General features: G+C 60.1%; 21 protein-coding genes. 2 read left to right on the forward strand and 19 right to left on the reverse strand.

The window, feature by feature from the left end; genetic code table 11:
* Nucleotides 1-42: 42 nt before the first annotated feature.
* The 19 genes from lptE to EJD88_RS26080 all read right to left on the reverse strand — a co-directional run bounded on the left by lptE (nucleotide 43) and on the right by EJD88_RS26080 (nucleotide 20,223).
* A complete protein-coding gene (gene lptE / locus EJD88_RS25990; protein ID WP_158879312.1) occupies nucleotides 43-654 on the reverse strand; it encodes an LPS assembly lipoprotein LptE in 612 nt (203 codons plus the stop codon).
* The gene (locus EJD88_RS25995) at nucleotides 651-1,589 is read right to left on the reverse strand and encodes an MlaD family protein (protein WP_158879313.1); all 939 of its coding nucleotides are present in this window, start codon (nucleotides 1,587-1,589) and stop codon (nucleotides 651-653) included. The genes lptE and EJD88_RS25995 overlap by 4 nt, the downstream gene beginning before the upstream one ends.
* Nucleotide 1,590: 1 nt before the next feature.
* Nucleotides 1,591-2,394 carry an ABC transporter ATP-binding protein gene (locus tag EJD88_RS26000; RefSeq protein WP_099586218.1) on the reverse strand — a complete coding sequence of 268 codons (804 nt, stop codon included), beginning with the start codon at nucleotides 2,392-2,394 and terminating at the stop codon, nucleotides 1,591-1,593.
* Nucleotides 2,391-3,539 (reverse strand): ABC transporter permease, encoded by a 1,149-nt coding sequence (locus EJD88_RS26005; RefSeq protein ID WP_099586219.1) that lies wholly within the window; start codon nucleotides 3,537-3,539, stop codon nucleotides 2,391-2,393. Before EJD88_RS26005 ends, EJD88_RS26000 begins: the two co-directional genes overlap by 4 nt.
* Nucleotides 3,540-3,594: 55 nt before the next feature.
* Complete coding sequence (locus tag EJD88_RS26010; protein ID WP_099586220.1) at nucleotides 3,595-4,626, reverse strand: DUF5924 family protein; 1,032 nt, start codon at nucleotides 4,624-4,626, stop codon at nucleotides 3,595-3,597.
* 72 nt (nucleotides 4,627-4,698) lie between these two features.
* Nucleotides 4,699-6,081: a pitrilysin family protein gene (locus EJD88_RS26015; RefSeq protein ID WP_158879314.1), complete on the reverse strand. Its 1,383-nt coding sequence runs from the start codon at nucleotides 6,079-6,081 to the stop codon at nucleotides 4,699-4,701.
* Nucleotides 6,082-6,138: 57 nt separating this feature from the next.
* Entirely contained in the window at nucleotides 6,139-7,797 is a 1,659-nt protein-coding gene (locus EJD88_RS26020; protein WP_099586222.1) for a Na/Pi cotransporter family protein, read from the reverse strand.
* A gap of 212 nt (nucleotides 7,798-8,009) precedes the next feature.
* The gene (locus EJD88_RS26025; RefSeq protein WP_014716354.1) at nucleotides 8,010-8,777 is read right to left on the reverse strand and encodes a TerC family protein; all 768 of its coding nucleotides are present in this window, start codon (nucleotides 8,775-8,777) and stop codon (nucleotides 8,010-8,012) included.
* Between the two features lie 64 nt (nucleotides 8,778-8,841).
* Nucleotides 8,842-10,149 (reverse strand): CitMHS family transporter, encoded by a 1,308-nt coding sequence (locus tag EJD88_RS26030; protein ID WP_099586224.1) that lies wholly within the window; start codon nucleotides 10,147-10,149, stop codon nucleotides 8,842-8,844.
* 300 nt (nucleotides 10,150-10,449) lie between these two features.
* Nucleotides 10,450-12,411: a DUF4105 domain-containing protein gene (locus EJD88_RS26035; protein ID WP_158879315.1), complete on the reverse strand. Its 1,962-nt coding sequence runs from the start codon at nucleotides 12,409-12,411 to the stop codon at nucleotides 10,450-10,452.
* Nucleotides 12,408-12,728 (reverse strand): DUF2388 domain-containing protein, encoded by a 321-nt coding sequence (locus EJD88_RS26040; RefSeq protein ID WP_099586226.1) that lies wholly within the window; start codon nucleotides 12,726-12,728, stop codon nucleotides 12,408-12,410. The genes EJD88_RS26035 and EJD88_RS26040 overlap by 4 nt, the downstream gene beginning before the upstream one ends.
* A gap of 39 nt (nucleotides 12,729-12,767) precedes the next feature.
* Nucleotides 12,768-13,076, reverse strand: a complete 309-nt coding sequence (locus tag EJD88_RS26045; protein WP_158879316.1) for a DUF2388 domain-containing protein — start codon at nucleotides 13,074-13,076, stop codon at nucleotides 12,768-12,770.
* 106 nt (nucleotides 13,077-13,182) lie between these two features.
* Nucleotides 13,183-13,503, reverse strand: coding sequence for a DUF2388 domain-containing protein (locus EJD88_RS26050; RefSeq protein ID WP_099586228.1), 321 nt, complete (start codon nucleotides 13,501-13,503; stop codon nucleotides 13,183-13,185).
* 266 nt (nucleotides 13,504-13,769) lie between these two features.
* On the reverse strand, nucleotides 13,770-13,985 hold the full coding sequence (locus EJD88_RS26055; RefSeq protein WP_032885015.1) for a DUF1127 domain-containing protein: 216 nt from the start codon (nucleotides 13,983-13,985) through the stop codon (nucleotides 13,770-13,772).
* 317 nt (nucleotides 13,986-14,302) lie between these two features.
* The gene (locus EJD88_RS26060) at nucleotides 14,303-15,796 is read right to left on the reverse strand and encodes an acetyl-CoA hydrolase/transferase family protein (protein WP_112192872.1); all 1,494 of its coding nucleotides are present in this window, start codon (nucleotides 15,794-15,796) and stop codon (nucleotides 14,303-14,305) included.
* Nucleotides 15,797-15,974: 178 nt separating this feature from the next.
* On the reverse strand, nucleotides 15,975-17,411 hold the full coding sequence (locus EJD88_RS26065) for an NAD(P)(+) transhydrogenase (Re/Si-specific) subunit beta (protein ID WP_158879317.1): 1,437 nt from the start codon (nucleotides 17,409-17,411) through the stop codon (nucleotides 15,975-15,977).
* Nucleotides 17,411-17,734: an NAD(P) transhydrogenase subunit alpha gene (locus EJD88_RS26070; RefSeq protein WP_005783507.1), complete on the reverse strand. Its 324-nt coding sequence runs from the start codon at nucleotides 17,732-17,734 to the stop codon at nucleotides 17,411-17,413. The genes EJD88_RS26065 and EJD88_RS26070 overlap by 1 nt, the downstream gene beginning before the upstream one ends.
* 15 nt (nucleotides 17,735-17,749) lie before the next feature.
* A complete protein-coding gene (locus EJD88_RS26075) occupies nucleotides 17,750-18,871 on the reverse strand; it encodes a Re/Si-specific NAD(P)(+) transhydrogenase subunit alpha (RefSeq protein WP_158879318.1) in 1,122 nt (373 codons plus the stop codon).
* A 452-nt stretch (nucleotides 18,872-19,323) separates the two neighbouring features.
* Entirely contained in the window at nucleotides 19,324-20,223 is a 900-nt protein-coding gene (locus EJD88_RS26080; protein WP_112192874.1) for a LysR family transcriptional regulator, read from the reverse strand.
* Nucleotides 20,224-20,380: 157 nt separating this feature from the next.
* Between EJD88_RS26080 and EJD88_RS26085 the strand changes: the two genes are divergently transcribed.
* The gene (locus EJD88_RS26085) at nucleotides 20,381-21,562 is read left to right on the forward strand and encodes an acyl-CoA dehydrogenase (protein ID WP_158879319.1); all 1,182 of its coding nucleotides are present in this window, start codon (nucleotides 20,381-20,383) and stop codon (nucleotides 21,560-21,562) included.
* Between the two features lie 12 nt (nucleotides 21,563-21,574).
* Nucleotides 21,575-22,795 (forward strand): CaiB/BaiF CoA-transferase family protein, encoded by a 1,221-nt coding sequence (locus EJD88_RS26090; RefSeq protein ID WP_158879320.1) that lies wholly within the window; start codon nucleotides 21,575-21,577, stop codon nucleotides 22,793-22,795.
* Nucleotides 22,796-23,012: the final 217 nt, after the last annotated feature.

The following is a 23,012-nucleotide window of genomic DNA, read 5'->3' on the forward strand; positions in this document are numbered from 1 at the left end:
CACATTCAAAATGTGGGAGGGGGCTTGCCCCCGATGAGGCCCTCAGCGTTTCGCAACACCGCTGCCCTGCTGCACCACCCAGTCCACCACCTGCTTATTCAGCTGATCCCCCGCCAACCCAAACCCTGCCACCACCGCCGGTACTTTGGTGTCAGTCACCGGCTGGCGCACTTCAAAGCGCCGGCTGGCAATGATCCGCTGATCACTCCCCCGCACCAGGCGTGCGTCGAGGCGGATCACCACCTCCACCGCGCTGCCCCGGTACTCGCTCTGAAACGCCTGCAATTGCCCGCCCAGCTCATAGTCGGCCTGCAGATTGGTGTCGTCGGTGCTCAACAGCGTCACCCGGCCATCGCGCTGGAAGCCGTCCAGCAGGCGATTACGCAACAGCACCGGCGCGGGGTCGCTCCAGCGCGAATTGGCGTAGCTGCTAATCAGGTCGCCATTGGGCACCACGGCGATGCGTGGGCTGTCGAGGAACTCGCTGGTTTGTGGTTTGCTCAGCCGTAGCGACCAGCTCACCGGCGTGCCTTGGGTCGTCGCCTGGGCCGAGGCCAGGCGGTACACGTCCGACGGGTCGGCCTTGGGCAGGATCGAGCAGGCGCTCACCAGTGCCAGCGCCACAGGCGCGATCATTTGATAAGCACGCTTCATGGCGTGAACTCCTTGTTCTTGTCACTGCCCAGCAGGTAACCGCTGGGATTGGCTTCCAGGCGGCGGGAGATGGCGCGCAGCGAACCGAGGGTTTCGCGCAGTTCGCGCACGGCCGGCGCCAGTTCGTTGAGGCCCTGCATGCCGCTGTTCACCGAGTCCTTGTTATTGGTCAGCAAGGTATTGATGGTGGCGGTGCTTTGCTCCAGGGATTTCATCGCCTGTTCGGCACTGCCGAAGGCTTGCTTGCCTTGATCATTGAGCAAGCCATTGGCATTGCGCATCAGCACGGTGGTCTGCTCCAGCGCCGCGCTGGCCTGTTTGCTCACCTGCATCAGTTGTTGCATCACCACTTTGATGTCGCCGCGCTGGTCGGCAATGGCGCCGGTGGTTTTCTGCAGGTTGTCCAGGGTTTTGCTCAAACGCTCGACGTTCTCCGAGGAGAACATGTTGTTGGCGTTGTGCAGCAGCACGTTGATACCGGTCATTAAGTCATTGCTGTTATTGAGCAACCGCGCGATGGGCGATGGCGAGGCGATAATCTGCGGCAGGTTGCCGTCCTTGCCCTTGAGCACCGCACTTTGGGGCGTGCCGCCGCTGAGCTGGATGATCGACGTACCGGTGATGCCGGTCAGCGCGAGTTTGGCCTGGGTGTCCTCCTTGATCGGCGTCTGCCCGGCCAAGCGGATACGTGCGAGTACGCGGCGCGGGTCGTTGGGGTCCAGGCTCAAGCTGATCACGTCGCCCACCTTGATCCCGCTGTATTGCACCGAGCTGCCCTGGGACAGGCCGCTGACCGCTTCGTTGAAGATCACTTCGTAATCCTGGAAGGCGCTGTCGACGCTGGATTTGGCCAGCCACAGGCCAAACAGCATCGCGCCGACCACTACGATCACGCTGAACAGTCCGATCATCACATGATGGGCTCGGGTTTCCATGTCATACCTCGTTGAGCGGTTGAGCGGCATCCAATGCCGCGCGGCCCCGGGGGCCGTGGAAGTATTCGTGAATCCAGGCGTCGTCCGTTTCCGAGACGATATCGATGGCGTCCGCCACCAGCACTTTCTTCTGCGCCAGCACCGCCACACGGTCGGTGATGGTGTACAGCGTGTCCAGGTCATGGGTGACCAGGAACACGCTCAGGCCCAGTGCATCACGCAAGGTCAGGATCAGTTGGTCGAATTGCGCTGCGCCAATCGGGTCGAGGCCGGCGGTGGGTTCGTCGAGGAACAGGATGTCCGGGTCCAGCGCCAGGGCGCGGGCCAGTGCGGCGCGCTTGATCATGCCGCCAGACAGCGACGCGGGGTATTTGTCGGCCGCCGACAGCGGCAGCCCGGCCAGGGCCAGTTTGACCGCCGCCAGGTGCTCGGCGTCGCGGCGGCTGAGGCCGGCGTGCTCGATCAGCGGCAACGCGACGTTCTCGGTCACGGTCAGCGAGGAAAACAGCGCGCCCTTCTGGAACAGCACGCCAAAGCGCCGCTCTACCAGCGAACGCTCATGCTCCGACAGGCTCGGCAGGTTCTTGCCGAACACCCGCACTTGGCCTTCGCTGGGCCGGCGCAGGCCGACGATGCTGCGCAACAGCACCGACTTGCCGCTGCCGGAGCCGCCAACCACGGCGAGGATTTCGCCCTTGTACAAGTCCAGGTCGAGATTCTCGTGCACGCTCTGGCTACCGAACCGATTGCACAGCCCACGCACCTCGATCACCGCCTCAGCGGGTGCACGGTGTAAGCGACTCACCAGCCCATCTCCATGAAAAACAGCGCGGCGACCGCATCCAGCACGATCACCACAAAGATCGATTGCACCACGCTGGAGGTGGTGTGGGCGCCGACCGATTCGGCACTGCCGCTGACCTTGAACCCTTCAAGGCAGCCAATGGCCGCGATCAGGAAGGCGAAGATCGGCGCTTTCGCCATGCCCACCAGAAAATGCTGCACGCCGATGTCCGACTGCAGCAGCGAGAGGAACATCGCCGGCGAAATATCCAGCGCCACGGCACACACCACGCCGCCACCGACGATCCCCGAGAGCATCGCCAAAAAGGTCAGCATTGGCAGCGCCACCAGCAGCGCGAGTACGCGGGGCAATACCAGCAGCTCCATCGGGTCCAGGCCGAGAGTTCGGATCGCGTCGATTTCTTCGTTGGCCTTCATCGAGCCGATCTGCGCGGTGAAGGCACTGGCGGTGCGGCCGGCGATCAGGATCGCGGTGAGCAACACGCCGAATTCGCGCAGGAAGGAAAACGCCACCAGGTCCACGGTAAAAATCGTCGCGCCGAAGCTTTTGAGTACCGTGGCGCCTAGAAACGCCACCACGGCACCGACCAGAAAGGTCAGCAACGCCACAATGGGTGCGGCATCGAGGCCGACCTGTTCGAGATGGGCAACCATCGGCGTCAGGCGCCAGCGCTTGGGGCGCAAAATGCCGCGGGCAAAGGTTTCGAGGATCAGGCCAACGAAGCCCAACAGTTGCTTGCTGTCCTGCCAGACGGTATCCACCGCACGGCCGATGCGGGCCAGCACTTGGATACCGGCAGCCTCTTCCGGCGCTTTTTCCGGTACGCAAAAGTCATTGAGGGAGCGGTAGACGGTCTTGAGCAAGGCACGGTCGGCAGCGGACAGGCTGCAATCGGTCTGCTCGGCGGATTGCTCGATGCGGGTTGGGCCCAGTAACTCCACCAGCAGCGAGGCGCCGGCGGTATCCAGGGCGCCGAGACCATTGAGGTCGATGCGGGCACCGGCGTCGTATTGGCCGTCGAGTTTGTCCGACAGCTTCTTCAGGTTGGCGTAGTGGGCCAGCGTCCAGTCCCCCGTAATCCGCAGTAACGGAGGGGTGGTGGAGGTGTCGAGGTGGGCGGCGCCGGCCGTGGGACTACTGGTCATAAGCTCCAAGCTTGTATTGGCTATCCACAATTCCTACGTAATAGCACGATACCGCCTACTTCGGGTTGTCCGTTTGTGCTGCGTCAGTCACTTTGAAACGCAGCACGCCGATCACCTGCCCATCTTCGGTCAGTACCCGAACCTGCCAGCGTCCTACCGCATCGGGCGGGAAGTTCTGCTTGTGGGTCCAGGCGCGATAGCCTTCCTTGCGCCCGCCGTGGATGTCCAGGGCGATGCGGTCGACCTCTTTGCCGTTGAATTTCCACACATGGTAGATCCGCTCATTCAGCCCGCGTGGCGCGTTGATCGCGGTGTAGGCGTAGAGCCCGCTACTGCGCAGTTGGGCGGCGGTGACTTCCTTGAGGTCATCGCCAGGCGTGCGGTCTTGTAACTGGGTGCTGATGGCCACTTCGGTCATCCACAGGGTGGCCGGTGGTACCCAACTGCGTAGGAACCAACCTGCGCAACCAATCGCGGCCGTTACGCCCAGCAGCATCGCCCAACCCTTGAGGCTGCGCAGCGGCATGCTCACCGCCAGGCTTGGAATCGACAACGCCATGGCCACGCCGAGGGCAAGTTTGTAACTCTCGGCGGTGGTCAGGTGCAGGATGATCGGCAGCGCGGTGAGCAGTGCGGCAAACAGCGTCAGGGTGTGCAGCGCCAGGAACAGCGAGCGTTTGGGCGCCAGCCATTTGTAGTACAGCGGGTCGATGATCGACACCAGTGCCGCCGCGCCGAGCAGGCCGGTAAACACCGACTGGCCGCTGTTCCACGCCGTGGTGACGAAAAAGAACGGCAGCACGAAGAACAGACTTTCCTGATGGATCATCTGGGTGGCGTAGCGCAGCAGCGGTTCGGGAATTTCCCGCTTGAACACCTTGGTAAACAGCTGGGTGAAGCTGTTCTCCAACATCAGCCACAACCAGCTCACCAGCATGATGACCGCGATCCAACTGGCCATGCCCTGCTGGCGGTCCACCAAAATGAAGCTGCACACACCCGAAATGAAGCCGCCGAGTGCAATCACCCCTGGGTAGCGCTTCATCAGTTCGAGAATGCGGGTGATTAAACGGGTCACGTTTTGCATTCGGCGGTTCGCAGTCTTTGTAGGAAAAAATCCCAGACAGAATAACGTCTTAGCCTGGTGTCCGGTGCCCGATTACGTGATCCGTTTGCGATAAACCCGCACGCCGATCAACACAATGGCGATCAGGCCGAGCACGCCGGCGCCAATCCAGTTGAGCATGTCGTAGCTCAGCAGCGGTTTTTCGACGCGCCAGTAGCCTGGCTGCTTGAGCACTTGGCGCAGGGCCTGGTTGGCCTGATCCAGGTTGACGGCCTTGATGCGTTTGGCCGGATCGCTGAAGCGGCCCTTGTCGTAGTCCGCCGCGGCTGCCCAATAGTAGTCGGCCAAGGCGCTGTTGCCCTGCACGGCCCAGGCTTGCCGGGCGATGGCGGCTTGTTGCAGGCGGGCGAAGGTGGCCGGATCCAGACCGTCCTTGAGCAATTGCGCGGTGAGGTCGTGCAGCACCTGTTCGGCTTCGGGGAGGTTTTCCCGCTCAAGGTCGGCATTCAGGCTGAGGAAACCGACGCCGCCGAGCACTTCACGTTCGCTCCAGGGGCCGTAGGACAAACCGTGCTTGAGGCGCAGTTGGCGATACAGCGCCCAGTCGAGGTAGTCCTTGAGCAGGTCGTAGGTTTCATCGTGCTGGTCGTCCAGCGTCGGTTCGGGGAACAGCCAGTGCAGTTTGGCGCCGTTACCCACCCAGCCGTGGATCAGGTCGCGGTGGCCGAGGGCGGTGTGCTGGATGTCCGGCAGGGGCCTGTGCTCGGTGGGGTCCACCGGATCGAGTTCGCCGTAGGTGCGTTCCAGGTAGGCCGGCAGCAGTTTGTCGAGTTCGCCGACGACGATCAGCGTCATGTTGTTGGGGGCGTACCAGTTTTTGCGCAGTGTCTGCAGTTGGTCGCGGGTCAAGTGCTCGACTTCGGCGCGCTCGGCGCATTTGAGGCCCAGCTCCACGGCCAGTTGATTGCTGGCGGTGTGGCCGAGGTCTTGACGATCCAGCAGGCGTTGCAGGTGCGAGTAATGGCCACCGTCTTCGCGTTCGACGACTTTTTTGGCCGCATCGATATTGGCGTCGGTCAGTTCAGTGCGGGTGATGATCGCCAGCAACAGGTCGAGCACCTTGCGCTGGTTGTGCGCGGGGGCCTCGATCACGAAGGTGGTGTCGGCATTGCTGGTGTAGGCGTTCCACTCGCCGCCCAGGGCCTGCATGCGCTCTTCGAGGTCGCCTTCGCCGCCGCCGTCGATGCCACTGAACAGCAAGTGTTCGAGCAAGTGCGGCAGTTCCTTTTCCTCACAGGCGAAGTCATCCAGGCCTACACCGACTACCAGCCGGATCGCCACGTGCCCACGTTCGGTACCCGGTTTGAGCAGCAATTGCAGGCCATTGGGCAAGGTGTAGCCCTCGACTTGCAGGCGATCAAAGGCAAAGGCGTGGGCAGAACCCATGAGCAGGCAGGCAAATAACAGGCGACGCATAACTGGCTTCCTGGCGAGTGAGGTCAGCTTTAACTGACTTCACGGGCCATCGTACGTTCAGGGCGAATGCGTGATGTCGGCAATATCTTCGGCCGAGAGCGCGCCAGTGTCGGACGTTTCCAACACTACATACGCACTGCTGCAAAACAACGAGTTGAGGCGTTTCATGTCGGCAATCAGCTCCAAGTGCAGGGAACTGGTCTCCAGGCTTTGTACGATTTTGCGTTGCAGGCGACTCACGTGGGCGTGGGCCAGGCGGCGTTCCTGGGCGCGAAAGCGGCGTTTCTCACGCAGCAATTGACGCGCGCTTTCCGGGTCGGCGCTGAGGAACACCGAAAGGCCCAGTCGCAGGTTGGCGATCAATTGGCTGTGCAGTCCGGTGAGTTCTTCCAGGCCGACTTCAGAAAACTGGCGGCGCTGGGAGGTTTTCTGCTGCTGGACTTTGCGCAGCATGCGTTCGATCAGGTCGCCGGCGAGCTTCAGGTTGATCGACAGCTCAATGATTTCGGCCCAGCGGCGGCTGTCCTGTTCGCTGAGGTCTTCGCGGGGCATTTGTGCCAGGTAGAGTTTGATCGCGCTGTAGAGCGCTTCGACGTCATCGCTGAGACTGCGCATCTCCTGGGTGATGGCGGTTTGCTTGCCACGCAGTACTTCCAGCATAGAGGTGAGCATGTTGTCGATCAGGTCGCCCAGGCGCAGGGTTTCGCGTGCGGCATTGGCCAGTGCCAGGCTGGGCGTGGTGAGGGCCGTGAGGTCCAGATGACGGGGTTTGGCCTTGCCGTTGGAGTCTTCTCGTTCGGGCAGCAGCCACGCGCACAGACGCGCCATTGGGCCGATGGTCGGTAGCAGGATCAGGCAGCGGCTGACGTTGTAGAGCAGGTGGAAGGTGATGACCATGCCTTGGGTGCTGTAGTCCAAATCATCCATCCAGCGCACGAGGGGGTCGAGCACCGGAATGATCAGCAGCAGGCCGATCAGCTTGTACAACAGGCTGCCGAGGGCCACCTGGCGCCCGGCGGCGTTTTGCATGCTGGTGCTGAGGAAGGCCAGCACGCCGCTGCCGATGTTGGCACCGATCACCAGGCCGATGGCCACGTGCAGGCCGATCACACCGGCACCGGCCAGGGTGGCCGTCAGTAGGACAGCAGCCAAGCTTGAGTAGGAAATCATCGCGAACAAGGCGCCGACCAGGGCGTCGAGCAGGATGTCGCCAGTCAGCGAAGCGAAGATCACTTTGACGCCCTGGGCATGGGTAATCGGCCCGGCGGCTTCGACGATCAGTTGCAGCGCGAGGATGATCAGCCCGAGGCCAATCCCCACCCGCCCCAACTGCCCTGCCCGCGTCTGTTTGCGTGACAGGAAGAAAATAACGCCGAGGAAAATCAGCAGCGGTGACAGCCAGGACAAGTCCAAGGTCAGGACCCGCGCCATCAGCGCGGTACCGACGTCGGCGCCGAGCATGGTCGCCAGGGCGGGCATCAGGCCCATCAGGCCCTGGCCGACAAATGAGGTCACCAGCATGGCGGTGGCGTTGCTGCTCTGGACCATGGCTGTCACCAGGATACCGGCGACAAACGCAAGCCAGCGCTTGGACATGTTATGCCCGATGACCTGACGCAAATTGGAGCCGTAGACCCGCAGGATGCCGGTACGGACGATGTGCGTGCCCCAGATAAGCAGGGTCACGGCGGAAAGCAGATTGAGCAAGGTCAGCATGCTCGGCCCCCCGTGTAGGTGTGCTCCAACAGGAGCGAAGGAAAATTGCCGCGTGCCGCTCTACGTCTTGTACTTAAGCTGTAGTTGGCGAATGGGCTCTGCGCCAGCATCGCATAGCTAAAGTGGGGATTGAAACAAAACTGTCATGAAGTCAGCTTTGTGCGGATGAAAAAAACGGGACGCAAGCGCCCCGTTTTTTCGACTGGCTCGGGTTATTGACCCGGGATGTCCTTGCGCAGTTTCACGGGATCCTGCTGTTTCTTCTTTTTCGCGATGGCGGTGCGCATCTTGATGTTCACCGCTTCTACTGCCAGCGAGAACGCCATGGCGAAGTAGACGTAGCCTTTTGGCACGTGCACATCGAAGGACTCGGCGATCAGCACGGTACCCACCACCAGCAGGAACGACAGCGCCAGCATTTTCAGCGACGGGTGCTTGTCGATGAATTCGCTGATGGTGCCAGCAGCCAGCATCATCACCAGGACGGCAACCACGATGGCGGCAACCATGACCGGTACATGGGAGACCATGCCGACAGCCGTGATCACCGAGTCCAGGGAGAACACGATGTCGATGATCGCGATCTGGATGATGGTGTAGATGAACTTGCCACCGGCGCCTTTCGGCTCGTCGTGGGTTTCGTCTTCACCTTCCAGGGCGTGGTACATCTCTTGGGAGCTTTTCCACAGCAGGAACAGACCACCGAAGAACAGGATCAGATCGCGACCGGAAATGCCTTGGCCAAACACCACGAACAGGTCGGCGGTGAGTTGCATGACCCAGGTGATCGACAGCAGCAGCAGGATACGCGTGACCATGGCCAGCGCCAGGCCGAAGATCCGGGTGCGGGCCTGCATATGCTTGGGCATGCGGCTGACCAGGATCGAAATCATGATGATGTTATCGATGCCCAGGACGATCTCCAGGGCCGTCAGGGTGAAGAAGGCAATCCAGATTTCCGGATTGGTCAGCCATTCCATGTGTATTCCTTTGAGCGTGTGTTAGACCGCACCGGCGTAGGGCCGGCGCAGTTGGGTTGTACGATTATAGAGTGCTGAACAGCGGAAAAATCCCCATCAGCAATGCAGCGAACATTATGCACAGGCACACCAGCACTGCCCACTTCAGGGTGAAGCGCTGGTGATCGCCAAATTCGATACCGGCCAGGGCCACCAGCAAGTAGGTCGACGGTACCAACGGGCTGAGCAAGTGCACCGGTTGGCCAACGATGGAGGCGCGGGCCATCTCCACGGCGGTGATGCCGTAGTGGCTGGCGGCTTCGGCCAGCACCGGCAGCACGCCATAGTAGAACGCATCGTTGGACATGAAGAAGGTAAACGGCATGCTCACCAGCGCCGTGATCACCGCCAGGTACGGGCCCAGGGCGTCAGGGATGACTGCCAGCAGGCTCTTGGACATGGCATCGACCATGCCGGTACCCGACAGGATGCCGGTGAAGATACCCGCAGCGAAAATCAACCCCACCACCGCGAGTACGCTGCCAGCATGGGCGGCGACGCGGTCTTTCTGCTGTTGCAGGCATGGGTAGTTGACGATCATCGCGATACTGAACGCCACCATGAACAGCACCGGCAGCGGCAGCAGGCCGGCGATCAGTGTGCACATCAGGGCCAGGGTCAGGGCGCCGTTGAACCAGATCAGCTTCGGACGGCGCGCGTCGGGGAATTGCGACACGCTGATTTCGCTGTGGTCGATCTCGTCGCCCTGCAGGTGCAGTTCACCCAGGCGCGCACGCTCGCGCTTGCCGTACATGTAGGCGATCACCAGGATCGCGACGACGCCGGCGGCCATGGCTGGGATCATCGGTACGAAAATATCCGAAGGGTCCACGTGCAGCGCACTGGCGGCGCGGGCGGTCGGGCCACCCCAAGGGGTCATATTCATCACGCCACCGGCGAGAATGATCAAGCCGGCCATGATGCGCGGGCTCATGCCAATGCGCTGGTACAGCGGCAGCATGGCGGCCACGCAGATCATGTAGGTGGTGGCGCCGTCACCGTCCAGGGACACGACCAAGGCCAATACGGCGGTGCCGACCGAAACCTTCAGCGGGTCGCCTTTGACCATCTTGAGGATCTTGCGCACGGCCGGGTCGAACAGGCCGGAGTCGATCATCAAGGCGAAGTAGAGAATGGCGAACATCAGCATCACGCCGGTCGGCGCAAGCTTGGTGATGCCCGCAAGCATCATCGGGCCGATCTCTGGTGCAAAGCCACCAAACAGGGCGAACAGGATCGGCACAATGATCAAGGCGATCAGCGCGGACAGGCGCTTGGTCATGATCAGGAACATGAACGTGATGACCATGGCAAAGCCAAGGAAAGTCAGCATAGGAATACTCCAGGCGTAGCGCGGCTAGGGAATGGCGAACCGGGGTGGATTCAGCGCAGAACGAAAGGCACGAGGCGTACGGGGGGAGTCGGGGCGAACAGGCGGGTACGGGCGGACATCGGGAATCACCATTGTTGTTGTAAACAGCCGGTCTTTTGCCGGCAGTGAAAGCGATCCTAGACGTGAAAGCTTTCAGCCAGCTTTCGTTGGCCAAACAGTTATGGCGGGCGGACGCGCGGTCTTCAGACGTGCATAGGTCAAATGTGGGAGGGGGCTTGCCCCATGTTTGTCTCGGCTACTTCAGGGCAGCTCAAGGCCGCCGGCTGCCTTGTGCAGTTTGCGCAGGTGCTCACCTACCTGCTTGAGGTTGGCCTCGCACGCGGCGATCTCGGCGGCGCGGGAAGGCTCCAGCAGCGCCCTCACCTCTTTATCCAGCTCGCCGGTCAGCGACTGCAGTTGTTTCTGGCGCTCGGCGCTTTCCGATTCCAGACGCTTGGCTTCCGACGGTTGTGGCAGGCCGTAACCGCCGCTACCCAGCAATTCGGCTGGTCGGCTGAGGAAGCCGCTGTTGGCGAGGATCTGTTGCAGTGTGGCGTTGGCTTTTTCCATGCCGCCGTTTTTCAGCTCGCGGGCCCCGAGGTAGCGTTGTTTGACCTCATCCTGGGCCAGCATCAATTGCTTGCGAAAGCTGGCTTGTTCAAGCAGCAGCAACGCGGCGCTGGTGCGCAGATCGGCCTGGTCGAACCATGGGCGGCGTTCGGCGGCACTCAACGATAGCCAGTCTTCAACCTGGGTTTGTTTGATCGGCAGGTGTTTGCGCAGCACGTCGAACATCGCCTGGTAACGCTCGCGGAACGAGTCGAAGTGATAGCCCAGGCGCAGCGCTTCGCGTTTGTTGTCCAGCACGCTGGTATCGGCCAGGCCCCGGGCTTGCAGCACTTCCAGCAGGCCGTTGGGGGTGATGTTGTCAAGGCCGGTCAATTGCGGGTTGGCGCTGCCGCTGCGTAACAGCTTCAGGCTTTCGACCGCGCAGTTATTGGACAGGAAGAAGTAACTGCCGTCGTAGCTCCAGTGCATTTCTGCGGCGTGTTCGACGGTGTCGTTGATCTCTTGGCGTGAGAGCTTCAATGGCACGGAGGCCAGCCCGCGCAGTTCGGTCTTGGTGTATTCGTCGATGACTTGGGCCAAGGGCAGCACGAACAGCCGTGACGGGTACTTGCCCACCAGCCCATCCCAGCTCGACAGTTGTACGTCGCCGACAAATGCGCGGTAGGACAAGACCAGATGCTGGTCAAGATCCAGCCGGCAATCCGGGCCACGGGGGCGGCCCGGAGCGCAGATCACCAGGCGCAACATGCTGTGGCCCCAGCGGCTGACCAGGTTCTGGTTGGCTTCGGCGAGCAGGTAGTCGATCTCGTAGACGCGCTCCGGGTCCACATGGCCCAGCGGTGTCTTGGCGAAGTCGTTACCGGCATTGAGGAACGGGTAGGCCTTGGCGCAGGCGTCCTGTTCAGGCGGCGCCCAGCCGAAGTGTTGCTGGTAATAGTGGAACAGTGCCGGGCGTCGGCAGGCGTAGCTTGGGTCTAGGAGGAAATACTCCATGTTGACCGCGACGAATTCCAGCGGGCTGGTGGTTTCGTAGATGTCCGGGCTGCGCACGATTTGGCGGTTGTGCTGCTCGCGCTCACCACGCCGACCGACGTACTGCGGCCAGCCGGCGAGGTCCAGCAGGCGCGGGTCATCGCTGAGGGTGAAGCGGCGCTCATTCTGGCCACGGCATTGATCGGGCAGGCCGATCAGGCCGGTGATGTTGTTCTGGCGGCTGCAACGCTGGATCAGTGCGCGCTCGTCCTTGGACCACAGGCGTGCACGGTCATAGATATGGGTCAGTTCATGCAGCACGGTGGCAAGCATTTCCCGGCGCACGGTGCCATGAGGACGATTGGTTTTCTGGGTGGCGGCGCTGCCATCGGTCAGGCTGGCGAGCAGGTTGCGGTTGAGGTCCAGCTCGGACACCAGCGAGGCCTGGCCATAGGCATTCTCGGGCATCTTGTCGGTCCAGCCGACATCAATGCGCCGGTCCAACTGCTCGATAAAGCGCGGCGGCAGTGAGCGCATCGCTTCATCGAGCAATGCCTGGCTGGCCTGCTGTTCGGCCGGGCTCAAGCCGTCTGTCTTGAGCCGCAGTTGCAGGCTGGCCTGGGCTGCGCTGGCAAACAGCAGCACAGTCCCGGCCAGGAGCCAGGCAGTGAGGCGCCTCACAGAGCGAGGATGGCTTCGGCGAGGGTCTGGTCGCTGGCGTCGCGGGCTTCCGGCAGGCGGGTGCGCAGGGTGTCGAAGGCGGCTTCCAACTGGGCGCCACGGATTTCGCCGTGGGTGGCGACGAAGCTGGCGGCGTCATCGTGGGCTTCGCGCACGACTTTGGAGTCACGGATGGAGGTGGTGGTGTCCGAAGTGAAATCAATGGTGCGGCCGGAGGCGCGAACAATGATGTTACTGGTGGCCACCAGGGTTTGTGCCTGTGCAACGTCGGCCAACAACAGCAAGCCTAGGGTGGCGGCGATCAGCGGGCTACGCATGGAAGAACTCCGAATACAAAGATGGAAATACAAAGATGATTATTGGACGAGAATTGCCTGCGCCAGTTCAAGGTCGCTCGCATGAAGTTTTGGTTGGGTCCGGCGCAGGTAATCCAATGCCGATTCCAGCCGTGCCCCCCGCCATTGGCCGTCAGTGGCGATGAACGCGGCAGCGTCATCCTGGGCGGCCACTACTACTTTGCGGTCGAACGGTGCGGAGGTCACCTTGCTGGTGGCATACGCGCTCGCGACTGTGCTCTGGATGGTCAGGTCAAAGGCCGAAGCCACTGGCGACCAACCGGCGAAAAACACGAAAGGGACAATTAACAGGCGGTATGAAAAAGCCATGGGACTCGACAACTGAAAGCGAGCGCCAAGGCTAGCGCAATGCCCGGGCGAGAGCCAGCGCCGAGGCATTCGGGAGCGGCTGGCGCTCCCCTGATTTTCGTTGCGATTAAATAGCCAGGATGGCCTGGGCCAGCTGTGCGTCAGTCGCGGTGTTCAGTTGTGGGGCTTGTTGGCGGATCTGTGCCAGTGCGCTTTCCAGCTTCACACCACGGATGGCGCCTTCGCTGGCAACAAAGCTGGCGGCGTCGTCACGGGCGGCGCGCACAACCTTGTTATCGCGCAGGGACGAAGTGGCATCGGAGGTGGCGTCGGACGTGGCCTTCAGTGCGCCGACGATGGAGTCGGTGGTCACGATGAAGCTGGTGGCATTGGCGTTGGCGGCCAGGACCAACAGGGCGGCGGCACTAAGCAGGCGAAGACGGGGCATGGGGTGACTCCTGTAGATGAATGTAAAGGTGGCTTTAAACTGGATATTAGGCCGGGGCTTGTCAGTTCGGGTAGGTTTTGTGTGAGTTGACTGACTGTACCTATTATAGGTGTTACTTTGAAAACTGTACTGGTTCGACTGAATCCATCGCTGTAAATCCATACGACGAATACAACAAAGCCCGCCTCCGGTCTCCCGGGGCGGGCTTTGTCTTAACAAATCAGTGCTGGCAGTGGACCCGGTGGGTCAGGGCCAGCGAGCGCAAATTAGCGCCAGAACGGCTTGCTGAGCTCTTCGTAGCGTTGAGCTTCGCTGATACCGGCGTCAGCCAGCAGACGCGAATCCAGACGAGCCAGTTGGTGGCGGCTGGAGATACGGCGCTGCCACAACATCAGGTTGGCAAGAACGCGCAGAGGCATGGAAGCCTGGGTGTTTACAGCTTTCTCTTCGAAGAACAGTTCGGAACTGAGTGTACGTTCCATGATGACATCCTTCCGCTTATGGCGGGATTAGGTAGTGGTTTAACTGATGCCAATGATCCTCTTCCGGCGCAAGACTCTCTAGATACAGTTCACCTGTATTGTGAGGGGCCAGTTAACTGTTTATGGGTGCTGTACTGTACGGAAATGGGGCAACTGTACCTGTCTGCACTGAAGCGGTGCGAAATAGGCATCTGCGAGGGTTGATGTGGATTTATCTGTTGAAAAAGACCGGTACAGCAGTACAGTTTTTGCAGGAGTCGGCGGTGATGCTGCCGAGCTGATGAAACTGTGTTTGCATCAGCTCGGATCTGTATCAATCAAGCCTTGAGCATATGCCCGGTTTCTTCCAGGTTGATGTGCCAACTCAGTGCTTCGCGCAGGATGTGGGGCGTGTGCCCGCCGATGGCACAGGCTTCGGTGAAGTAACTGTTCAGCGCATCGCGGTACGCCGGGTGTACACAGTTGTCGATGATCACGCGGGCGCGCTCCCGTGGCGCCAGGCCACGCAAGTCAGCCAGGCCGATTTCGGTCACAAGGATGTCGACATCATGCTCGGTATGGTCCACATGGCTGACCATCGGCACCACGCTGGAAATTGCGCCGCCCTTTGCAATTGATTTGGTAACGAAGATCGCCAGATGCGCGTTACGTGCAAAATCGCCTGAGCCGCCGATGCCGTTCATCATGCGGGTGCCGCAGACGTGGGTGGAGTTGACGTTGCCGTAGATGTCGAACTCCAGCGCAGTGTTGATCCCGATAATGCCCAGTCGACGCACCACTTCGGGGTGGTTGGAGATTTCCTGTGGGCGCAGCACCAGCTTGTCCTTGTAGTGCTCCAGGTTGCCGAACACGTCGGCATTGCGCCGCTCCGACAGCGTGATCGAGCTGCCCGAGGCAAAGCTCAGCTTGCCGGCGTCGATCAGGTCGAAGGTCGAGTCCTGCAGCACTTCGGAATACATGGTCAGGTCTTCGAACGGCGAATCAATCAAGCCGCACATCACCGCGTTCGCGATGTTCCCGATACCGGCCTGCAGCGGGCCGAGCTTGTTGGTCATGCGTCCGGCCTCCACTTCCTGCTTGAGGAAGTGGATCAAGTGATTGGCGATCCCTTGAGTGTCGCTGTCGGGAGGCGTAACCGTAGAAGCCGAGTCCGCTTGGTTGGTGATGACAATGGCGACAATCTTTTCCGGCGGGATGGGAATCGCGGTGCTGCCGATACGGTCATCGACCTTCACCAGGGGGATCGGCGTGCGAGTCGGCCGGTAGGTCGGGATATAGATGTCGTGCAACCCTTCCAGGTTCGGGTTGTGCGCCAGGTTGATCTCGATGATCACCTGCTTGGCGAAAATCGCGAAGCTGGCCGAGTTACCAACGGAGGTAGTGGGCACAATATGCCCTTGCTCGGTGATCGCCACGGCCTCGATCACAGCAATGTCCGGCAGCTTGAGCTGGTTGTTGCGCAGCTGCTCGACGGTTTCCGACAGATGTTGGTCGATAAACATGACTTCGCCGGCATTGATTGCCTTGCGCAGGGTGCTGTCGACCTGGAACGGCATGCGTCGCGACAGTACACCTGCTTCGGTCAGTTGTTTGTCCAGGTCATTACCCAGGCTGGCGCCGGTCATCAGGGTGATTTTCAGCGGCGACGTCTTGGCGCGCTCGGCCAGGGCGTGTGGGACGGCCTTGGCTTCACCGGCTCGGGTGAAGCCGCTCATGCCGACGGTCATGCCGTCCTCGATCAGTGCGGCGGCGTCAGCCGCGCTCATGACCTTGTTCAACAACGAAGGCAAGCGGATACGATCACGGTACATGAATTGTTATCTCAGGCTACGGAAGCAAGGTGGGCAGTGTAGTGATTTCAAAAAGTTTCGGCCCGCTACCATGGTCGAATGCCGAGTAGTGATTTAGAGCCTTTGGTCGGGTTTCATGAGTAATAAAAAACCCCAGCCTATCGCAGGCCGGGGTTTCGATTATTGCGCTGAAGCAGTGTTACTCGACGGCCTTGACCATATCTTCGATGACCTTCTTGGCATCACCAAAGACCATCATGGTCTTGTCCAGGTAGAACAGCTCGTTATCCAAACCGGCATATCCGCTGGCCATCGAGCGCTTGTTGACGATGATGGTCTTGGCCTTGAACGCTTCTAGGATCGGCATGCCGGCAATCGGCGAGTTCGGATCGTTCTTCGCGGCCGGGTTGACCACGTCGTTCGCGCCGAGCACTAGTACCACGTCGGCCTGACCGAATTCCGAGTTGATGTCTTCCATTTCGAACACCTGGTCGTAAGGCACTTCTGCCTCGGCCAGTAGGACGTTCATATGCCCCGGCATGCGGCCGGCCACCGGGTGGATCGCATACTTCACGGTGACGCCGCGATGGGTCAGCTTTTCGGTCAGTTCCTTAAGCGCGTGTTGCGCGCGTGCCACGGCCAGGCCGTAGCCTGGAACGATGATCACGGTGTCGGCGTTGGTCAGCAGGAAGGTGGCGTCGTCGGCCGAGCCGGACTTCACCGGCCGTGCTTCTTTGGAACCTGCCGCAGCACCGGCATCCGGCGCATTGCCGAAACCGCCGAGCAACACATTAAAGAAGGAACGGTTCATCGCCTTGCACATGATGTACGACAGGATCGCGCCGCTGGAGCCCACCAGCGAGCCGGCGATGATCAGCATCGAGTTGTTCAGCGAGAAGCCGATACCCGCCGCTGCCCAGCCGGAGTAGCTGTTGAGCATCGACACCACCACCGGCATGTCGGCGCCGCCGATCGGGATGATGATCAGCACGCCCAGCACAAAGGCCAGGGCCAGCATCAGCGCGAAGGCGGTGAGGTTGCCGGTGAACATAAACGCCAGGCCCAGGCCCAGTGTGAGCAGGCCGAGCACCAGGTTGATCTTGTGCTGGCCGCCGAACTGTACAGGTGCGCCCTGGAACAGGCGGAACTTGTACTTGCCCGACAGTTTGCCGAACGCGATCACCGAGCCGGAGAAGGTGATTGCACCAATGGCCGCACCGAGGAACAGCTCCAGGCGGTTGCCGGCGGGGATTGCGTCGCCCAGGTGTTTGACGATGCCCAACGATTGCGGCTCAACCACGGCGGCGATGGCGATAAAGACGGCGGCGAGGCCGATCATGCTGTGCATGAAGGCGACCAGTTCCGGCATCTTGGTCATCTCGACGCGCTTGGCCATGATCGAACCGGCAGTGCCGCCGACCAGCAGGCCGACAATCACGTAGCCGATACCGGCAGTGGCAAGCTCAGCACCGAGCTTATAGATGAGGCCCACGGTAGTCAGCACCGCCAGCCCCATGCCAAGCATGCCGAACAGGTTGCCGCGCCGCGAGGTGGTGGGGTGCGACAGGCCTTTGAGGGCCTGGATGAAACAGATCGACGCGATCAGGTAGAGCGTCGTTACCAGATTCATGCTCATTACTTCTGCACCTCTTCTTTCACAGCTTTGGGTGCTTTCTTCTTGAACATCTCAAGCATCCTACGAGTCACCAGGAAACCGCCGAACACGTTAACGGCTGCGAGGGCCACGGCGAGCGTGCCCATAGTCTTGCCCAATGGCGTCACGGTGAGGGCGGCAGCCAGCATGGCGCCGACAATCACGATTGCCGAGATTGCATTGGTCACCGCCATCAACGGCGTGTGCAGCGCGGGGGTAACGTTCCAGACCACGTGGTAACCGACATAAATCGCCAGCACAAAGATGATCAGGTTGTAGATACCGGGGGAGATAAGCTCTTCCATCGTCTGAATCCCTGCTTAGGCGTTTTTGCGGATGACTTGGCCGTCGCGGCACATCAGGCACGCGGCGACGATGTCGTCTTCGAGGTTGAGTTCAAACTGCCCTTCCTTGTTGAAGACCAGCTTCAGGAAGTCCAGCAGGTTGCGCGCGTACAAGGCTGACGCGTCGGCGGCGACAGCGCCGGCGAGGTTGGTCGGGCCGCAGATGATCACGCCGTTTTCCACCACGGTTTCATCCGCCACGGTCAGCGGGCAGTTGCCACCTTGGGCTGCAGCGAGGTCGATCACCACCGAGCCGGGTTTCATCTGTGCGACGGTTTCGGCGCTCAGCAATGTCGGCGCTTTACGGCCGGGAATCAGTGCGGTCGTGATGACAATATCGGCTTGCTTGGCGCGCTCGTGCACGGCCAGGGCCTGGCGTTGCATCCAGCTGGTCGGCATCGGGCGTGCGTAACCCCCGACACCGACGGCGCATTCGCGCTCTTCATCGGTTTCGTAGGGGACATCGACGAACTTGGCGCCCAGGGATTCGATCTGCTCTTTCACGGCCGGGCGTACGTCAGAAGCTTCGATCACTGCACCCAGACGTTTCGCCGTAGCGATGGCCTGCAGGCCAGCAACACCGGCGCCGAGAATCAGCACGCGAGCGGCTTTGACGGTACCTGCGGCGGTCATCAGCATCGGCATGAATCGCGGGTAGTGATGAGCGGCGAGCAGCACGGCCTTGTAACCGGCGATGTTGGCTTGCGAGGACAACACGTCGAGGCTCTGCGCGCGCGAAGTGCGTGGCGCGGCCTCCAGGGCAAAGGCGGTGATGCCCTGCCCGGCCAGCTTGGCAATGGTTTCGTTGCTGAACGGATTGAGCATGCCCACCAACACGGTGCCGCTTTTGATCAGCGTGAGTTCGCTGTCACTGGGCGCCACCACCTTGAGGATCAGCTCGGCGCCGAATGCATCGTTGGCACTGCCAATGGTTGCGCCTGCTGTTTCATAGGCGCTGTCGACGATGCTGGCTTTAAGACCGGCCCCGCTTTGTACAGTGACCTTATGGCCCTGGCCGATCAGCTTCTTGATGGTTTCCGGGGTGGCAGCCACCCGCGTTTCACCGGTCTGGGTTTCGAGAGGAACACCAATGTGCACGTCAAATCTCCTGCATGATCTTTTTGCTTTTGATCTTTTTGTAAAAAGGCCAGTGCACCGCGAGTGGCGCAACTGGGGCGGCCGATCAGCACGATCCCGCTGAAATGACAGCGGGGCGCGGCATTTTGCAGGCGAACTTTACGGCCTTCAAGGGATTATGACGGGTGACGAAAAATTAACTACAAGTCACCCTGTGACTGATTGTCGCAATGCGCTGAAATAACCTCTTTAAATACAGGTATTTAAAGGGCTACAGCTGAATGATGGGTGTTTTGCCATGATCGGTGTGAATAGTCGGGCATTGGCCTGTTGGAGTCGCTGTAAGCCGCGAAAATCATGGCCTTAAGCCCTATTTTTGATAGATAGGTACAGTCTGTGAAAATGCGACATATACGTATATCTGTAGGATCTAAAATTAACTGACTACAAAATCAGCATTGGCGCTTTGGCCTTTAATTACTGGGACTGTAGCGCTGAGATTGGTCAATAAGCCAATCCCGGAACGCGTGCAGCGAGGCTGATTCGACTTTTCTGTCAGGAATCATCAGGTAATAAGCCTTCGAGCTCCTTAGCACCTCAGGGCTTGCGATCACCAATTGACGCTCGTCCAGCTCTCGCTGGATAAGGAACGGAGGGATCAGTGCGATACCCATGTCGTGCATGGCTGCCTGGGACAGCATCGAGAATAGCTCGTAACGCGGGCCTGTCATGTCGCGAGGGACGTTCAGTTGCTGGGCGTTGAACCATTGGCGCCAGGCATAGGGGCGTGTGGTCTGCTGCAGCAATGGCAGTTCCGCGATCTGCTGCGGGGTGAACCGCTTGCGTTCCCCCAAAAGGCGCGGGCTGCAGACAGGGGCGGGATTTTCTCCCATCAGTCGGTGGGATTCGGTACCGGACCAATCAGCGTCACCGAAGTAGATCGCCGCGTCGAACTCGGTGTCGGCGAACAGAAAGGGGCGCGTGCGGTTGGTCAGGTTCACCGTCACCTCGGGGTGCTTGCGTTGAAAGTCCTTGAGTCGAGGGATCAGCCATTGCGTGCCGAACGTAGGCACTACGGCCAGTTCTATAGTGTTTGCGCCTTGCTGGCCCATGACTGAGAGGGTGTCGCGCTCGACGGCATCCAGCTGAGTTGCCACTCTGCGGCTGTAGGACAGCCCGGCCTCCGTCAGCTTTACTCCGCGTCGTGAGCGCCGAAACAGTTCGACACTCAAAAATTCCTCAAGGCTGGCGATCTGCCGACAAATCGCGCCTTGGGTAATGGAGAGCTCGTGCGCGGCCTTGGTAAAGCTCTCGTGGCGGGCTGCCGCTTCAAAGCTGACGAGGGCGGTTGTGCTGGGGATTTTCCTGCGCATGTACCTTGTGCTCACATCTAAAGCGCGCCTGCGCCACTACTGAGTATTACGAAGTGACAAATTAGCACAAGCCTATGCAGAAACCTCGTTTGCTCTCCCTGCAAGCGCGGCCTAGGCTCCATCCACGACTTCTGAATTTCTGTGCGAGGACTTATTCATGGCTGGCAAGGCAAGCTTTAACTGGATCGACCCGCTGCTGCTGGATCAACAGCTCACTGAAGAGGAGCGCATGGTGCGTGACAGTGCCGAGCGCTTCGCCCAGGACAAGCTGGCGCCTCGTGTGCTGGAAGCCTTCCGCCATGAAAAGACCGATCCGGCGATTTTCCGTGAAATGGGTGAAACCGGTTTGCTGGGGGCGATGATCCCTGAGCAGTACGGCGGCAGTGGCTTGAACTACGTCAGCTACGGGTTGATTGCGCGTGAAGTTGAGCGTGTTGACTCTGGTTACCGCTCGATGATGAGTGTGCAGTCGTCACTGGTGATGGTGCCTATCAATGAGTTCGGTACCGAAGCGCAAAAGCAGAAGTACTTGCCGAAACTGGCCTCGGGAGAATGGATTGGCTGTTTTGGTTTGACCGAGCCTGACCACGGCTCTGACCCTGGTGCGATGATCACACGTGCTCGCAAGGTGGATGGTGGCTACAGCCTTACAGGCGCCAAGATGTGGATCACCAACAGCCCGATTGCGGACGTGTTTGTAGTGTGGGGCAAGGACGACGCAGGCGATATCCGAGGTTTTGTCTTGGAGAAAGGCTGGAAAGGCCTGAGTGCGCCGGCCATTCACGGCAAGGTCGGCCTGCGCGCCTCCATTACCGGTGAAATCGTGATGGATAACGTCTTTGTGCCGGAAGAGAACATTTTCCCGGATGTGCGTGGCTTGAAAGGCCCTTTCACCTGCCTCAACTCGGCGCGCTATGGCATCTCCTGGGGCGCGTTGGGTGCTGCCGAGTCTTGCTGGCATACCGCTCGCCAGTACACGTTGGATCGTCAGCAGTTCGGTCGTCCATTGGCCGCAACTCAATTGATCCAAAAAAAGCTGGCGGATATGCAGACCGAAATCACCCTGGCACTGCAAGGTTGCTTACGCCTGGGGCGAATGAAGGATGAGGGGACGGCAGCGGTTGAGGTTACGTCGATCATGAAGCGCAACTCGTGCGGCAAGTCTTTGGATATCGCGCGTATGGCGCGGGACATGTTAGGTGGCAATGGTATTTCCGACGAGTTCGGGGTGGCGCGTCATCTGGTGAACCTTGAAGTGGTTAACACCTATGAAGGTACCCATGACGTGCACGCCCTGATTCTGGGGCGCGCGCAGACCGGTCTTCAGGCGTTCTATTAATAGGAGAGCGGTATGGGCGCGCTGTCGCATCTGCGGGTACTGGATTTGTCGCGAGTATTGGCGGGCCCTTGGTCCGGACAGATCCTTGCGGACCTGGGGGCCGAGGTGATCAAGGTCGAGCGTCCCGGTAACGGTGACGATACGCGCGCCTGGGGGCCGCCCTTCCTTAAAGATTCTTATGGCGAGAACACCAGTGAGGCAGCGTACTACCTGTCAGCCAATCGGAATAAAGAGTCGGTGACTATCGACTTTACGCGGCCGGAGGGGCAGCAACTGGTGCGGGATCTGGCGGCTAAGTCCGACATCCTGATCGAGAACTTCAAGGTCGGTGGGCTGGCGGCGTATGGGCTGGACTATGAGTCGCTCAAGGCGCTCAACCCGGAGTTGATCTATTGCTCGATCACTGGGTTTGGCCAGACGGGGCCATATGCGGGGCGTGCGGGCTATGACTTCATGATTCAGGGGTTGGGCGGGCTGATGAGTCTTACCGGTCGGCCTGAGGGTGATGAAGGCGCCGGGCCGGTGAAGGTGGGAGTGGCGCTGACAGACATACTCACGGGGCTCTACTCCACGGTGGCAATCCTTGCTGCGCTGGCGCATCGAGATCACGACGGCGGAGGGCAGCACATTGATATGGCATTGCTCGATGTGCAGGTGGCTTGCCTGGCTAATCAGGCGATGAATTACCTGACCACGGGCGTGTCGCCAAAGCGCCTGGGCAACGCTCATCCTAATATCGTGCCTTATCAGGACTTCCCCACAGCCGATGGTGATTTCATTCTGACGGTTGGTAATGACGGGCAATTTCGCAAGTTCGCCGAAGCGGCTGGGCAGCCGCAGTGGGCAGATGATCCGCGGTTTTCTACTAATAAGGTGCGGGTGGCCAATCGTGCTGAGCTGATTCCGCTGATTCGCCAGGCTACGGTTTTCAAGACAACGGCTGAGTGGGTGTCACAGTTGGAGCGTGTGGGTGTGCCTTGCGGGCCGATCAATGATTTGGCGCAGGTGTTTGATGATCCCCAGGTAAAGGCGCGCGGGTTGGCGCTGCAAATGCCGCATGTATTAGCGGGGCTGGTGCCTCAGGTTGCCAGCCCAATTCGTTTATCCAAGACGCCTGTGGAGTATCGCAGTGCGCCTCCTCTATTGGGCGAGCATACCGCTCAGGTGCTGCAGGGTGTGTTGGGACTGAAGTCTGAGCATGTGGCTTCTTTAAGGGAGGCGGGTGTTATCTAGATGCCCTTCTTCTATATAGGAGGCATTGGATTGGTGGTTTTTTGATCAGGCCTAACTAATTGATAGGGATAAGAAATTAAAGGTTGACGCCAGATTCTGGAAGCCTATAATTCGCCCCACTTCCGGCGCAGTCGAAACGGAAAACTCCTTGGTAAACAATGAGTTACGCAGTTTTCGGCAGCAAGTTGCTTCAGTTCATCGAAGCCAAAAGGAAGTT

The sequence above is a fragment of the Pseudomonas sp. PB105 genome, from assembly GCF_009764655.1.
Classification (GTDB): Bacteria; Pseudomonadota; Gammaproteobacteria; order Pseudomonadales; family Pseudomonadaceae; genus Aquipseudomonas; species Aquipseudomonas cyclaminis.

Excerpts from the sequence above, each read along its gene's own strand:
- EJD88_RS26085 (WP_158879319.1), top strand. The coding sequence starts at position 20,381 with ATGGCTGGCAAGGCAAGCTTTAACTGGATCGACCCGCTGCTGCTGGAT.
- EJD88_RS26020 (WP_099586222.1), bottom strand. The coding sequence starts at position 7,797 with ATGCTGACCTTGCTCAATCTGCTTTCCGCCGTGACCCTGCTTATCTGG.
- EJD88_RS26040 (WP_099586226.1), bottom strand. The coding sequence starts at position 12,728 with ATGCGTAGCCCGCTGATCGCCGCCACCCTAGGCTTGCTGTTGTTGGCC.
- EJD88_RS26005 (WP_099586219.1), bottom strand. The coding sequence starts at position 3,539 with ATGACCAGTAGTCCCACGGCCGGCGCCGCCCACCTCGACACCTCCACC.
- EJD88_RS26015 (WP_158879314.1), bottom strand. The coding sequence starts at position 6,081 with ATGCGTCGCCTGTTATTTGCCTGCCTGCTCATGGGTTCTGCCCACGCC.
- EJD88_RS26045 (WP_158879316.1), bottom strand. The coding sequence starts at position 13,076 with ATGGCTTTTTCATACCGCCTGTTAATTGTCCCTTTCGTGTTTTTCGCC.
- EJD88_RS26090 (WP_158879320.1), top strand. The coding sequence starts at position 21,575 with ATGGGCGCGCTGTCGCATCTGCGGGTACTGGATTTGTCGCGAGTATTG.
- EJD88_RS26055 (WP_032885015.1), bottom strand. The coding sequence starts at position 13,985 with ATGGAACGTACACTCAGTTCCGAACTGTTCTTCGAAGAGAAAGCTGTA.
- EJD88_RS26065 (WP_158879317.1), bottom strand. The coding sequence starts at position 17,411 with ATGAGCATGAATCTGGTAACGACGCTCTACCTGATCGCGTCGATCTGT.
- EJD88_RS26050 (WP_099586228.1), bottom strand. The coding sequence starts at position 13,503 with ATGCCCCGTCTTCGCCTGCTTAGTGCCGCCGCCCTGTTGGTCCTGGCC.
- EJD88_RS26080 (WP_112192874.1), bottom strand. The coding sequence starts at position 20,223 with ATGCGCAGGAAAATCCCCAGCACAACCGCCCTCGTCAGCTTTGAAGCG.
- EJD88_RS26030 (WP_099586224.1), bottom strand. The coding sequence starts at position 10,149 with ATGCTGACTTTCCTTGGCTTTGCCATGGTCATCACGTTCATGTTCCTG.
- EJD88_RS26010 (WP_099586220.1), bottom strand. The coding sequence starts at position 4,626 with ATGCAAAACGTGACCCGTTTAATCACCCGCATTCTCGAACTGATGAAG.
- EJD88_RS26070 (WP_005783507.1), bottom strand. The coding sequence starts at position 17,734 with ATGGAAGAGCTTATCTCCCCCGGTATCTACAACCTGATCATCTTTGTG.
- EJD88_RS26025 (WP_014716354.1), bottom strand. The coding sequence starts at position 8,777 with ATGGAATGGCTGACCAATCCGGAAATCTGGATTGCCTTCTTCACCCTG.
- lptE (WP_158879312.1), bottom strand. The coding sequence starts at position 654 with ATGAAGCGTGCTTATCAAATGATCGCGCCTGTGGCGCTGGCACTGGTG.
- EJD88_RS25995 (WP_158879313.1), bottom strand. The coding sequence starts at position 1,589 with ATGGAAACCCGAGCCCATCATGTGATGATCGGACTGTTCAGCGTGATC.
- EJD88_RS26060 (WP_112192872.1), bottom strand. The coding sequence starts at position 15,796 with ATGTACCGTGATCGTATCCGCTTGCCTTCGTTGTTGAACAAGGTCATG.